Here is a 12227-nt window from a genome sequence, read left to right as displayed (position 1 = left end):
CCGGTCCCCTCTTGCCCCATGTCCTGCCCCGGTCCCCAAACCGTACGCCTCAGTCGATGATGAAGCCGAAATCGCCGGGCGCGCCGTTGATCGGATCGACGCGGCGCGCGATGCCGTAGAGACGGTTCATGCGGCCAAGCAGCGCCGTCTGCGAATCGGAGGCCGGTGCGAAGCCGTCGTCGGGCCGCGACAATTCCTTCTGCGCGACCGCGCGCACCACATAGGGTGTCACAATCACCATCAGCTCGGTCTCGTTGTTGACGAAGTCCTGGCTGCGGAACAGCGCGCCGATGATCGGCACCTGGTCGACGCCGGGCAGGCCGTTGATGGCCTGCTTGGTCTGCTGCTGGATCAGGCCGGCCATCGCCATCGAGCCGCCCGAGGGAATTTCGAGCGTGGTCTCGGCGCGGCGGGGCTGGATCGAGGGAATGGTGATCGAGTTGCTCGTGTTCAAGGACACCGCCTGCGTCAACGTGATCGAATTCGTATTCGACAGCTCCGAGACCTCGGTCATCACGCGCAGGCTGATACGGCCCTCGCTCAGCACCACCGGGGTGAAGTTCAGGGAGATGCCGAACTTCTTGTAGGTGACCTGGGTGGTACAGACGTGAGTGACCGGATCGCAGGAATAGCCTGCGGGGATCGGGAATTCGCCGCCGGCGATGAAGGTGGCGGATTCGCCCGAGATCGCCGTCAGGCTCGGTTCGGCGAGCGTGCGCATGACGCCCGCGCTCTCCATTGCGCGCATGGTGGCGCTGACGGTGGCGACGCCCTTGGCGAGGCCGGCGACGCCGAGCCCGTTGCTGCCGACGATCGGGCCGCCAGAGACCGAGAACGGGTTGGAGTTGTTGAAGTTCACGACCGCCGTGCCGGCGTTCAGGCTGGCGCTGAGATCGACGCCGAGCTGCTTGACGATGTCGCGGCGCACTTCGCCGACGACGACCTTGAGCATCACCTGGTCGCGGCCGCGCACGACGATGTTGTTGACGACCTTCTCCGGTCCGCCGACCAGCTTGGCGGCGACGTCGCCGGCCTGCTGCGCCTCGACCGGGCTCGAGACCGAGCCGGTCAGCATCACGCTGTCGCCGACGCCTTCGATCTGCACGCCCGGCAGCGACTGGCGCAGGGCGGTGCGCATGCCGTTGAGATCGCGCTTCACCGCGATGTCATAGGAGGCGACCTGCTGGCCGTCGGCGGCAAAGAACACGACGTTGGTCTGGCCGACCTGGCCACCGATGATATAGGCGCGCTGGGCCGAGCGGATCACCGCATTGGCGATCTTGGGGTCGGCGACGAGCACGTCCTTGACCTCTCGGGGCAGGTCGATGACGACAGATTTGCCGATACCAAGCGAGAGAAAACGCGTCCTCGCCGGCGCGATCGTCGCGACCGACGACACGCCGAGATCCGGCACCTGCATCGGCACCTGATCGCCGACCGCCGCCTCCGCGGCGCTGACGCAGTCGGGCGTCGCGAACAGCCCCAGCATCAGCATCGCCCCCGTCCAGAACGAGCGCGCGCGCTTCCCCCGAATGCGCAGCGCCGTCCGATCATCCCCGTAGTTCATGGTGTCCCCATCACTTCTGTGACGTTAGCTGCCGCGTCTGCACGCCGTAGCGGATGACGTTGACGCCGCCGGTGCGCTTGGCGCCCTGGTCCTCGACCGTGGTCTCCACCGCGTTGGCATCGACGATGCTTCGCAGTGCAAGCTGCAGCGTGCCGCCCTGACGCGCGGCCGACAGCGTGGCGACCTGGTCGGGCTTGAGTTCGAGCGTGACGGTCTTGCCGATCACCGCGTTCTGGCCGTCCTTTTCCTTCGGCGCCTGGTCGATCGCGAGCACGCGAATGTTGCTCAGGATGACCTCGGACAGGATGAGGTCGTTGCCGCCATTGGCGGCATCGGGACTCTTCAGCCGGCGGGTCAGCACGATGTCGACGCGGTCATTCGGCAGGATGAAGCCGCCGGCGCCGGTCTCGGCGGAAATCTCGGTGGAAACGGCGCGCATCCCGGAGGGCAGGATCGCGGCCATGAAGCCGGAGCCTTCGGCCTTGACCAGCTTCTGCTCGCGGATCGGCTCGCCCTGCATCAGGGGAACGCGAGCGATCGAGCCGACGATCTGGGTCTGAGCGTCGGGCCTGGCGTCCCGGCGGATGAAGGCGCTGCTCGCGGTCGCGGCCGGCCAGGACTGCCATTGCAGGTCGTCGGGCTTCACGGCCTGGCCCAGCTGAATGTCGTTCTTCGCGATCAGAACCTCGACCGTCGGCAGCTTCTCGGCGACGGCAGCGACGGGCGCGGGTGCATTTTGATAGCCGCTCGCCAGATAAGCAGCGACGCCGCCGGCGCCCAGCGCGATGACGAGAACGACAATGCGTGCGGTGTTCATACGCTTTTACTCATACGCGGGGCACTCGAACCGCACCTGGCGGGCCCCATGCGTCGATGAGTAGGGAGTAAAAGTATAAGGGGTGTTGCGAGGCCGAACGTGATGGCCCGTCACAATGCGGGTTTTCGGCAGATGGTGAACGCGGCGTTATCGAGTCGGCCAGCGCCCCCGTAGATTCACGTAATGCGAAGGGCGCACACGGGATGTGACGCCGGGCGCTATGGTGAATGGGTGGTTAGTGCACGTTTGGTGGTCGCGTGCGCCGTCCGGCTACAAGCAGAGCTTTACTTCTTCCGCTTCTGCTCGATCACGTCCCAGATCCTCGCGGCGACGTCGGGCCCGCCGAGGCGCGCGATGGCGCGGATGCCGGTGGGCGAGGTCACGTTGATCTCGGTGAGATTGCCGTTGATGACGTCGATGCCGACGAACAACAGGCCGCGCGCGCGTAGCGCCGGGCCGACCGTGGCGCAGATCTCGCGCTCGCGCGGGGTGAGCTCGGTCTCCTGCGCCGCGCCGCCGCGCACCATGTTGGAGCGGAGGTCGTCGGCGGCCGGCACGCGGTTGACCGCGCCAGCGAACTCGCCGTCGACCAGGATGATGCGCTTGTCGCCGTGCTTTACCTCGGGGATGAACTGCTGGATCACCCAGGGCTCCCTGAACGTCACCGAGAACATGTCGAACAGGGAGCCGAAATTCATGTCCTGCGGCATCACGCGGAACACCGCGGCGCCGCCATGGCCGTGCAGCGGCTTCATCACGACCGCGCCGTGCTTGTCGCGGAACGCGTTGATCTCATCCAGGTCGCGCGAGATCAGCGTCGGCGGCATCAGCTGTGGAAAATTCATCACGAACAGCTTTTCCGGCGCGTTGCGCACCGAGGCGGGATCGTTGACGACGAGCGTCTTCGGATGAATGCGCTCCAGGAAATGCGTCGAGGTGATGTAGGCGAGATCGAACGGTGGATCCTGGCGCAGCAGCACCACGTCGAAGCCGTTCAGCGCCTCGCGCTTCGGCTCCCCGAGCGTGAAATGGTTGCCGGGCTCGTCGCGCACGGTCAGGAGCTGAACGGGGGCGACGAGCTCTTCGCCGACCATCGAGAGCTTGTCGGGCGTGTAATAGGACAGGCCATGGCCGCGCTTCTGCGCCTCCAGCAGCAGCGCGAAGGTGGAATCGCCCTTGATGTTGATGCGGGCGATGGGATCCATCTGGACGGCGACGTTCAGTTTCATGGTCTGCCTTTCAGGTCGAGGCGTCGAATGCCGCCAACACATGGCGCGGAAGTGAGCGCGGCGCAATCAGCATGGCGTCGAATCGCAATTCGAATTCGGCATGCTCGGGATGCGCTACGAGCCAGCCTTGCGCGGCATCGATGATGCGCTGCTGCTGGCGCGGCGTCACGGCAAAGGCGGCATCGTCCAGCGTTGCGCGTGCCTTGACCTCGACGAAGGCGATCAGGTTGCGGCGGCGCGCCACGATGTCGATCTCGCCATGTGCCGTGCGGTAGCGCTTGGCGAGGATGCGATAGCCCTTGGCCATGAGATAGGCGGCGGCGCGGCTCTCCGCGGAGATGCCGGTCTGGAACGCGGCGACGCGCTCGGGCGAGGCGACCTTCGGTTCCCTTGGGATCTCAGTCTTCGCCATCGCAGCTCCGCGAATCCTTGTGCAGAATCTTGGCGAGCTCGAGCGCGCGGGCATAGACCTCGCGGCGCGGCCGGCCCGAGAGCGCGACGGCATGCGCCACGGCATCCTTGACGCTGTGCGCGGCCAGCTGCTCGCGCAAGAGACCATCGAGCGCATCCATCGTCAGCACCTCGGCGTCCGCGGCGGGCGGGCCGATCACCAGCACGAACTCTCCGCGCGTCTCCGGCGCGTCCGCTTGTCGCGCGAGCTCGGCGACGGGCGCGCGCCTGACCTCCTCGTGCAGCTTCGTCAGCTCGCGGCAGACCGCGGCATCCCGCTCACCCATGATCTCGGCGAGATCGGTCAAGGTGGCCTGCATCCGATTCCCCGACTCGAACATCACCAGCGTCGCGTCGATGCGCGCGAGCTCGGCAAGGCGCGCGCGGCGCGCGGCGGACTTGGCCGGTAAGAAACCTTCGAAGAAGAAGCGGTCGGTCGGCAGCGCCGCAACCGACAGCGCGGCCAGGACCGAGGACGGGCCGGGCAGCGTATAGACCGCGTGGCCGGCGGCGCAGACCTCGCGCACCAGCTTGAAGCCGGGATCGGAGATCAGCGGCGTGCCGGCGTCTGAGACCAGCGCGACCGAGCCGCCCTGTCCTAGCGCCTCCAGGATTCTTGGCCGGGCGGCTTCCGCGTTGTGCTCGTGATATTGTTTGAGCTGCGCCGCGATGGCGTAGCGCTCGGTCAGGCGCCGCGTGATGCGGGTGTCCTCGCAGGCGATGACGTCGACGCCGGCGAGGGTCTGGAGCGCACGCAGCGTGATGTCGCCGAGATTGCCGATCGGGGTTGCGACCAGATGCAGGCCCGGCGCCGCCTTCGGCGCCGTGATCCGATGGGCATCGATGGAGAAGCCGCGCGAGGCGGCGTCTTGAGCTTCAGGCGTATTTATCGGGGCCGGCTTTGCGCGCATAATGAAGTCAACTTAGGCACGATCCGCAGGGCTGGGAACCGGCTCACCGAAAAAGATCGTGCCCAAAGATCGTACTGGGTGAGGGGCGAGGGACGGACGGGAATGTGATCGGTCGGGATCACGCCGCGAGGGAGTGAGGGCCTTCGCGCCATATTCGCGACGGAAACGCCGCCTTGATGCTGAATGAGCGACGGCGAACAGCTGCCGGGACAGGAAGGCGGCCGCGTTAAGCGGTCATTATCCTTTTGTTTTGGTTAACTATTTGCCGACAATATGCGTGAATCCGCGGCCTGTGTCGTGGAACGAATACCGTGACCGGTCGGCGACGGCAGGTCAGAAGAGAAGCTGCCATGGTGGGCCCGCGTTATCCTAAGTCTCCCGTTCCGGGGTCCCGCTCGTCAGGGGCGACCCGCCGGAGCGCGCTCGGCCTGTTGCTCGGAGCCCCCCTGCTGTCGGCCTGTGCCGGCGTGCAGCAGAGTCTCAGCCAGTTCTCCAACCCGTTCTCGAGTTCCGCACCGCCGGCCCAGCCGGCGGGTCCCCCGCAGCAGGCGGCGACCGCCGGCACCGGCGGCGTCAAGGTCGCCGTGATCCTGCCGCTCTCGGCCGCCGGCAATGCCGGCTTGGCCGCGCAATCCATGCGCAACGCCGCCGAGATGGCGCTGGCGGAGTTCCAGAACCCGAACATCCAGCTGCTGATCAAGGACGACAATGGCAGCCCGCAGGGCGCGCAGGCCGGCGCGCAGCAGGCCGTCGACGAGGGCGCCGAGATCATCCTGGGGCCGCTGTTCGCGCAATCGGTGCCGGCGGTGGCGCAAGTCGCGCGCACGCGCGGCATATCGGTGATCGCCTTCTCGACCGATTCCAGCATCGCGGGCCGCGGCGTCTATCTGCTCAGCTTTCTGCCGGAGTCCGACGTCAATCGCATCGTCGAATATTCCGCCAGCATCGGAAAGCGCTCCCTCGCCGTGCTCGTGCCCGACAACGCCTATGGCAATGTCGTCGAGGCCGCCGTGAAGGTGGCGGTGCCGCGGCGCGGCGGACGCATCGTCGCCTTCGAGAAATACGGCGCCGATCGCGCCACGCCGGCGCGCACCGTGGCGCAGCAGCTCGGCAGCGCGGATGGATTATTCATTGCCGATGATGGCGATGCCGTCGTGTCGGTGGCGGATGCGATGACCGCCGCGGGCGCGAATTTGCGCAACATCCAGCTGCTCGGCACCGGCCTGTGGGACAATCCGCGCGTCTATGCGAATGCGAACCTGCAAGGCGGCCTCTATGCCGCGCCGGATCCGGCCGGCTTCCGCGCCTTTTCCGGCCGCTATCGCACCAAATACGGTGCGGAGCCGGTCCGCACCGCGACGCTCGCCTACGACGCCGTCGCCCTCGTCGCCGCGCTCGCGCGCACGCAGGGCAATGCGCGCTTTTCGTCCGATGTGCTGACCAATCCTTCCGGCTTTGCCGGCATCGACGGCCTGTTCCGCTTCCGCGCGGATGGCACCAATGAGCGCGGGCTCGCGGTGATGAAGGTGACGCAGGGCGGCGGCGTCGCGGTCGCGGGCTCGCCGAAGAGCTTTGGGGCGTAGTGAGATGCGCTCCCTCGCCCCGCAAGCGGGGCGAGGGAAAGAACTACGCCGCGAGATCCGCGACCACCGCATCCAGCACCGGGAATCCGCTGCTGGTGACGCGCAGGCGGCCGGTCGGATCCACGGTGATCGCGCCTTCCTCGCGCAGCAGCGCGATGCGCTTGGGGTCGAGCGGGCGGCCTGAGAGTGCCCGGTAACGCTCGGGGTCGATGCCCTCAGTGAGACGCAAGCCCATCAGCAGGAATTCGTCGGCGCGCTCCTCGCTGTTGAGGAGCTCGTCGGTGACGACGCCATGGCCGTTGGTCTCGACCCGCATCAGCCAGGCCTCGGGACGCTTCTCGGTGGCGGTGGCGTACCGCACGCCGTCGATGTCGAGGCGGCCGTGCGCGCCGGGACCGATGCCGGCATATTCCTCGCCGCGCCAGTACACCAGATTGTGCCGGCACTCGGCGCCGCGTCGCGCGTGGTTGGAGATCTCGTAGGCGGGTAGCCCCAGCCTGTCGCAGGTTTCCTGCGTGACGTCGTAGAGCGCGCGCGCGATCGCTTCATCCGGCGTCTTCAATTTGCCGGCCTGGTGCAGGCCGAAGAACGGCGTGCCTTCCTCGATCGTCAATTGATAGAGCGACAGGTGCTCCGCCGCCTCGCTGATCGCAAGACGCAGCTCGTCGGCCCACATCGCCGGCGTCTGGTCGGGCCGGGCATAGATCAGGTCGAACGAATAGCGCTCGAACGAGCGGCGCGCGATGGCGACGGCATCGAGCGCCTCGCGCGCGCTGTGCAGGCGTCCGAGCGCCTTCAGCGAGACATCGTCGAGCGCCTGTACGCCGAGCGAGACGCGATTGACGCCGGCGATGCGATAGCCGGCGAAGCGCGTGGCTTCGACGCTGGTGGGATTCGCTTCGAGCGTGACCTCGACGTCGCCTGCAACGGTCCAGTGCTTGGCGATGGCATCGAGCACCGCGCCGACGGTTGCGGGCTGCATCAACGACGGCGTGCCGCCGCCGAGGAAGATCGAGGTCACTTCGCGCCCGGGCGCGCGCTCGGCGGTCGCAGCGATCTCGCGCGCGAAGGCCGAGGCGAAGCGGGCTTCGTCGATCGCGGCGTGGCGGACGTGGCTGTTGAAGTCACAATAGGGACATTTCGACAGGCAGAACGGCCAGTGCACGTAGACGCCGAAGGCTTTGGATTCCTGTTTTGGCGCGTTTTCCTGGCGCGAACCGGGATCCACTTCGCTCGAAGACGCTCTAGCGCGGCTCAAGGCAGATCTCCGCCAGTTTCACGAAGGCGCGGGCGCGGTGCGACAGGCCGAGGCCGAGCGGCGGCAGCCCGTGCTTCTCGATGCTCTCCATCTCGCCGAAGGTGCGATCATATCCCTCGGGCAGGAACATCGGATCGTAGCCGAAGCCGGCGGTGCCGCGCGGCGGCCAGACCAGCGTGCCGTCGACGCGCGCCTCGACCTCTTCGAGATGATCGTCGGGCCAGGCGACGCAGAGTGCGGAGACGAAATGCGCGGTGCGCTTTGCGGGCGTGGTGGCGCCGCGCTCCTGCAGCAGGCGCTCGATCTGCGCCATCGCCGCGTTGAAGTCCTTGGTCGGGCCGGCCCAGCGGGCACTGTAGATGCCGGGCGCGCCGTCCAGCGCATCGACCACGATGCCGGAATCGTCGGCGAAGGCGGGAAGCCTGGTCGCCTGCGCCGCCGCGATCGCCTTGATCGCGGCGTTGCTGCGGAAATCGTTGCCGGTCTCGTCGGGCTCGGACAGGCCGAGCTCGCCGGCCGACACTGCCTCGACGCCGTGGGGCGCCAAAAGCTCCCGCATCTCGGCGAGCTTGCCGGGATTATGGGTGGCGATCACGAGCTTTCCGGTGATTCGGCGGTGCATGGGCCTATTGACTACGCCACGGCCAGTTTCTGCAAGTCCACGAGACGCGCGACGCCCTTGCGCGCCAGCCCCATCAGCGCCAGGAACTCGCCTTCCGTGAACGGCTCGCGTTCCGCCGTACCCTGCACCTCGATGATGCGGCCATCGCCGGTCATGACGAAATTGGCGTCGGTCTGGGCTTCCGAATCCTCGGCATAGTCGAGATCGAGCACCGGCGTGCCGTTGTAGATACCGCAGGAGATGGCGGCGACGTTGTCGCGCATCACGTTGGCCTTGATCATGTTGCGCGCCTTCATCCAGTTGATGCAATCGGCGAGCGCGACCCAGGCGCCGGTGATGGAGGCCGTGCGGGTGCCGCCGTCGGCCTGCAGCACGTCGCAATCCACCGTGATCTGGCGCTCACCGAGCGCTTCGAGGTCGACGATGGTGCGAAGCGAGCGGCCGATCAGACGCTGGATCTCGACCGTGCGGCCGCTCTGCTTGCCCGCGGAGGCTTCGCGGCGGGTGCGTTCGGAGGGTGCGCGCGGCAGCATGCCGTATTCGGCGGTGACCCAGCCGCGGCCCTGGCCCTTCAGCCAGGGCGGCAGGCGGTCTTCCAGGGTGGCGGTGACCAGCACATGGGTGTCGCCGAACTTCACCAGGCAGGAGCCTTCCGCATATTTGACCACGCCGCGCTCCAGCGTCACGGGGCGCAATTCGTCGGGCGCACGGCGGCTTGGCCGCATGGGAAATCCTCCAAAAACTCGCAGGTGTAGGGCTGTTCGCGGTGCTTGTAGGTGGGGCGAGGGTGGGCGGCAAGGGGGAAGATCACAGCCTTGTTCACCCCCGATTTTCGATCCGCGAACGCCACGCTTGTCAGAACCCCCGGGGATGGACAAATTATGAGTATCTGAGAGGAGTTACCGTCTGTGGCCCATCACGATCCGATCCATCTGATCGCGCCGCGCGCAGGCCTTGCCCAGCTCAACGAGCGTTCCCGCGACATCTTTCGCCAAATTGTCGAAAGCTATCTCGCGACCGGTGAGCCCGTCGGCTCGCGCAATATCTCGCGCCTGATCGCCATGCCGCTATCGCCGGCCTCGGTCCGCAACGTCATGGCGGATCTGGAGCAGCTCGGCCTGATCTATGCGCCCCACACCTCCGCCGGCCGGCTGCCGACGGAACTCGGCCTGCGCTTCTTCGTCGACGCCCTGATGCAGGTCGGCGACCTCAACGAGGCCGAACGGCAGTCGATTCAGGGCCAGCTCTCCTCGGTCGGCGAGGCACAGTCGGTCGAGGCCGCGCTGGACCAGGCGCTGACGCGGCTGTCCGGCCTGACCCGCGCCGCAGCCGTGGTGTTGACGCCGAAATCCAATGCCCGGCTGAAGCACATCGAATTCGTCCGCCTGGAACCCGAGAAGGCGCTGGTCATCCTCGTCGGCGAGGATGGCCAGGTCGAGAACCGCGTGCTGACGCTGCCTCCTGGAGTTCCCTCCTCGGCGATCACCGAAGCCGGCAATTTCCTCAATGCGCGCATCCGCGGCCGCACGCTGGCCGAGGCGCGGCTCGAGCTCGAGACCGCGCTCGCCGAGGCCCGCGCCGAGCTCGATCAGCTGACGCAGAAGGTGATCTCGGCCGGCATCGCCAGCTGGTCCGGCGGTGAGACCGAGGACCGCCAGCTGATCGTGCGCGGCCACGCCAATCTGCTGGAGGATCTGCACGCGCTGGAGGATCTGGAGCGGGTGCGCCTGTTGTTCGACGATCTCGAGACCAAGCGCGGCGTGATCGACCTGCTCGGCCGGGCCGAGACCGCCGAGGGCGTGCGCATCTTTATCGGTTCGGAGAACAAACTGTTTTCCCTGTCCGGCTCCTCCACCATCATCTCGCCCTATCGGGATGCCGCCGGCCACATCGTCGGCGTCCTGGGCGTGATCGGCCCGACGCGGCTGAATTATGCCCGCGTGATCCCGACGGTGGATTATGCCGCCCGCATCGTCAGCCGCCTCTTGGGGGGCTGACCGGCGTTTGATCAGATCACGGGCGCTTGATTTTCGGCGTCCGAAGCACGATATCCGGGCCAGAAAAATCCCTGAAACGAGTTCGAGACAGAGCCGATGACCGATCGAGACCGGCAACCCGAAGACGCGGCTGCACCGACTGGCGAGCCCGTGGTGTCAAAGCCCTACATCATGCCCGACGATCCCGAGCCCGGCTCGGTCGAAACCTTGCAGAAGGAAGCCGCCGAGGCGCGTGATCGCATGCTGCGGACGCTGGCCGAGATGGAGAATTTGCGCAAGCGCACCGCGAAGGAGGTTGCTGATGCCCGCCTCTACGGCATCACCGGCTTTGCCCGCGACGTGCTCGACATCGCCGACAATCTTCAGCGCGCGCTCGATGCCGTTCCGGCCGAGGCGCGTGCAGCGGCCGATCCCGGCCTGACCGCGCTAATCGAGGGCGTCGAGCTCACCGAGCGCGCGCTGCTCAACGCGCTGGAAAAGCACGGCGTGAAGAAGCTCGATCCGCAGGGCCAGAAGTTCGACCCGAACTTCCACCAGGCGATGTACGAAGTGCCCGATGCGTCGGTGCCGTCGGGCACCGTGGTGCAGATTATGCAGGCCGGCTATACCATCGGCGACCGCGTGCTGCGCCCGGCGCTGGTCGGCGTCGCCAAGGGCGGCGCAAAGCCCGCGCCCGCGGCCAACACCAACGAGCCCAGCGGCGCCCCGAACTGATTTTGGGCGTCACTCCGGGGCGGCTCGCAGCGCCGAACCCGGAATCTCGAGGTTCCGGGTTCGATGCTGCGCATCGCCCCGGAACGACTCTGTGAAATTCTTACGCGCTCACCGCGATATCCGCAGACTGAATTCGCTTCACGCCGGCCTTGGCCATATCGGCCCAGGCTTTGGCGAGCGAGCCCTGCGTGTCGATGCCGCGGCAGGCGTCTTCCACGACGTAGACTTCGAAGCCCGCCTTGCGGGCATCGAGCGCGGTCCAGGCGACGCAGAAATCTGTCGCCAGTCCAGCGACGAAGACGCGCTTGATCTTGCGTCCCTTGAGATATCCGGCGAGGCCCGTCGAGGTCTTGCCGTCGGCCTCGAGGAAGGCCGAGTAGCTGTCGACGTCCTTGTGAAAGCCCTTGCGGATGATGAGCTCGGCGTGCGGGATCGCAAGGTCCTTCGACAGCGCCGCGCCGTCGGTGCCCTGCACGCAATGGTCCGGCCACAGCACCTGCTTGCCGTAGGGAAGGTCGACGGTCTCGAACGGCTTCTTGCCGGAATGCACCGACGCGAACGAGACGTGGCCGGGCGTGTGCCAGTCCTGCGTCATCACCACGTTGGCAAATGCCTTCGAGATCTTGTTGATGACCGGCACCACCTGCTCGCCTTCCTTCACGGCGAGGCTGCCGCCCGGCAGGAAGCAGTTCTGCACGTCGATCACGAGCAAGGCTGATGCATCGTCCGGTTTGATCGTCGCCGCCGCCAAAAGTGCGGCCGGCGCCAGGGCCGCCAGCGCCGTCGTTCCAAGCATTGCCAAGACTTGTCGCCGATCCGGCATCGTTCGCCTCCCCAAAAGATGATCCCAGGGAGGGAAGCCTAGTTCCGTTCGTACACGAACAGAAGCCCGAAAATGCGGCCGGTATAGGTGAGGGGTTGGGCTTGCCGCCCCAAAACTCACCGTCGTCCCGGACAAGCGCGCCCTCAGGCGCGCGCCGATCCGGGACCCATACCCCCAGGGAGATGTTTGGCGAAGATTCTTCGTTGGTACTGCGACCGCGCGCGAGAGATCGCGCGGTATGGGCCCTTGCTTTCGC

The 12227-nt window shown here is 66.8% G+C and carries 12 protein-coding genes; 3 read left to right on the top strand and 9 right to left on the bottom strand.

What is annotated here, in order from left to right; genetic code table 11:
• Positions 1 to 49: 49 nt before the first annotated feature.
• The 5 genes from X268_RS32495 to rsmI form a co-directional block, all read right to left on the bottom strand.
• The gene (locus X268_RS32495; protein WP_128928731.1) at positions 50 to 1567 is read right to left on the bottom strand and encodes a type II and III secretion system protein family protein; all 1518 of its coding nucleotides are present in this window, start codon (positions 1565 to 1567) and stop codon (positions 50 to 52) included.
• A 10-nt stretch (positions 1568 to 1577) separates the two neighbouring features.
• Positions 1578 to 2384, bottom strand: a complete 807-nt coding sequence (gene cpaB, locus X268_RS32490; protein WP_128928730.1) for a Flp pilus assembly protein CpaB — start codon at positions 2382 to 2384, stop codon at positions 1578 to 1580.
• Between the two features lie 284 nt (positions 2385 to 2668).
• Positions 2669 to 3613 (bottom strand): glutathione synthase, encoded by a 945-nt coding sequence (gene gshB / locus X268_RS32485; RefSeq protein ID WP_128928729.1) that lies wholly within the window; start codon positions 3611 to 3613, stop codon positions 2669 to 2671.
• 10 nt (positions 3614 to 3623) lie between these two features.
• Positions 3624 to 4025 carry a YraN family protein gene (locus X268_RS32480; RefSeq protein ID WP_128928728.1) on the bottom strand — a complete coding sequence of 134 codons (402 nt, stop codon included), beginning with the start codon at positions 4023 to 4025 and terminating at the stop codon, positions 3624 to 3626.
• Positions 4012 to 4974 (bottom strand): 16S rRNA (cytidine(1402)-2'-O)-methyltransferase, encoded by a 963-nt coding sequence (gene rsmI / locus X268_RS32475; RefSeq protein WP_128928727.1) that lies wholly within the window; start codon positions 4972 to 4974, stop codon positions 4012 to 4014. Before rsmI ends, X268_RS32480 begins: the two co-directional genes overlap by 14 nt.
• Positions 4975 to 5324: 350 nt before the next feature.
• On the opposite strand from rsmI, the gene X268_RS32470 reads away from it, so the two are divergent.
• Positions 5325 to 6557: a penicillin-binding protein activator gene (locus X268_RS32470; RefSeq protein ID WP_128928726.1), complete on the top strand. Its 1233-nt coding sequence runs from the start codon at positions 5325 to 5327 to the stop codon at positions 6555 to 6557.
• A 43-nt stretch (positions 6558 to 6600) separates the two neighbouring features.
• Here X268_RS32470 and hemW read toward each other — a convergent pair whose 3' ends face one another.
• The 3 genes from hemW to rph are packed head-to-tail and all read right to left on the bottom strand — an operon-like array spanning position 6601 to position 9162.
• Entirely contained in the window at positions 6601 to 7785 is a 1185-nt protein-coding gene (gene hemW / locus X268_RS32465) for a radical SAM family heme chaperone HemW (RefSeq protein WP_128929454.1), read from the bottom strand.
• Between the two features lie 16 nt (positions 7786 to 7801).
• Positions 7802 to 8437 (bottom strand): RdgB/HAM1 family non-canonical purine NTP pyrophosphatase, encoded by a 636-nt coding sequence (gene rdgB, locus X268_RS32460; protein WP_128928725.1) that lies wholly within the window; start codon positions 8435 to 8437, stop codon positions 7802 to 7804.
• Positions 8438 to 8448: 11 nt separating this feature from the next.
• Positions 8449 to 9162 carry a ribonuclease PH gene (rph, locus tag X268_RS32455; protein WP_128928724.1) on the bottom strand — a complete coding sequence of 238 codons (714 nt, stop codon included), beginning with the start codon at positions 9160 to 9162 and terminating at the stop codon, positions 8449 to 8451.
• Positions 9163 to 9345: 183 nt separating this feature from the next.
• On the opposite strand from rph, the gene hrcA reads away from it, so the two are divergent.
• Positions 9346 to 10434: a heat-inducible transcriptional repressor HrcA gene (gene hrcA, locus X268_RS32450; protein ID WP_128928723.1), complete on the top strand. Its 1089-nt coding sequence runs from the start codon at positions 9346 to 9348 to the stop codon at positions 10432 to 10434.
• Between the two features lie 96 nt (positions 10435 to 10530).
• On the top strand, positions 10531 to 11148 hold the full coding sequence (grpE, locus tag X268_RS32445; protein ID WP_128928722.1) for a nucleotide exchange factor GrpE: 618 nt from the start codon (positions 10531 to 10533) through the stop codon (positions 11146 to 11148).
• Positions 11149 to 11248: 100 nt separating this feature from the next.
• Here the strand turns inward: grpE and pncA are convergent, their stop codons facing one another.
• A complete protein-coding gene (gene pncA, locus X268_RS32440) occupies positions 11249 to 11971 on the bottom strand; it encodes a bifunctional nicotinamidase/pyrazinamidase (RefSeq protein ID WP_128928721.1) in 723 nt (240 codons plus the stop codon).
• Positions 11972 to 12227: the final 256 nt, after the last annotated feature.

Origin of the sequence: Bradyrhizobium guangxiense (assembly GCF_004114915.1) — a bacterium.
In the GTDB taxonomy this organism is placed as follows: domain Bacteria; phylum Pseudomonadota; class Alphaproteobacteria; order Rhizobiales; family Xanthobacteraceae; genus Bradyrhizobium; species Bradyrhizobium guangxiense.
The sequence above is the reverse complement of the archived record's forward strand: the minus strand, read 5'-3'. Positions and strand labels throughout refer to the sequence as shown.

Excerpts from the sequence above, each read along its gene's own strand:
- X268_RS32495 (WP_128928731.1), bottom strand. The coding sequence starts at position 1,567 with ATGAACTACGGGGATGATCGGACGGCGCTGCGCATTCGGGGGAAGCGC.
- cpaB (WP_128928730.1), bottom strand. The coding sequence starts at position 2,384 with ATGAACACCGCACGCATTGTCGTTCTCGTCATCGCGCTGGGCGCCGGC.
- gshB (WP_128928729.1), bottom strand. The coding sequence starts at position 3,613 with ATGAAACTGAACGTCGCCGTCCAGATGGATCCCATCGCCCGCATCAAC.
- X268_RS32480 (WP_128928728.1), bottom strand. The coding sequence starts at position 4,025 with ATGGCGAAGACTGAGATCCCAAGGGAACCGAAGGTCGCCTCGCCCGAG.
- rsmI (WP_128928727.1), bottom strand. The coding sequence starts at position 4,974 with ATGCGCGCAAAGCCGGCCCCGATAAATACGCCTGAAGCTCAAGACGCC.
- X268_RS32470 (WP_128928726.1), top strand. The coding sequence starts at position 5,325 with ATGGTGGGCCCGCGTTATCCTAAGTCTCCCGTTCCGGGGTCCCGCTCG.
- rdgB (WP_128928725.1), bottom strand. The coding sequence starts at position 8,437 with ATGCACCGCCGAATCACCGGAAAGCTCGTGATCGCCACCCATAATCCC.
- rph (WP_128928724.1), bottom strand. The coding sequence starts at position 9,162 with ATGCGGCCAAGCCGCCGTGCGCCCGACGAATTGCGCCCCGTGACGCTG.
- grpE (WP_128928722.1), top strand. The coding sequence starts at position 10,531 with ATGACCGATCGAGACCGGCAACCCGAAGACGCGGCTGCACCGACTGGC.
- pncA (WP_128928721.1), bottom strand. The coding sequence starts at position 11,971 with ATGCCGGATCGGCGACAAGTCTTGGCAATGCTTGGAACGACGGCGCTG.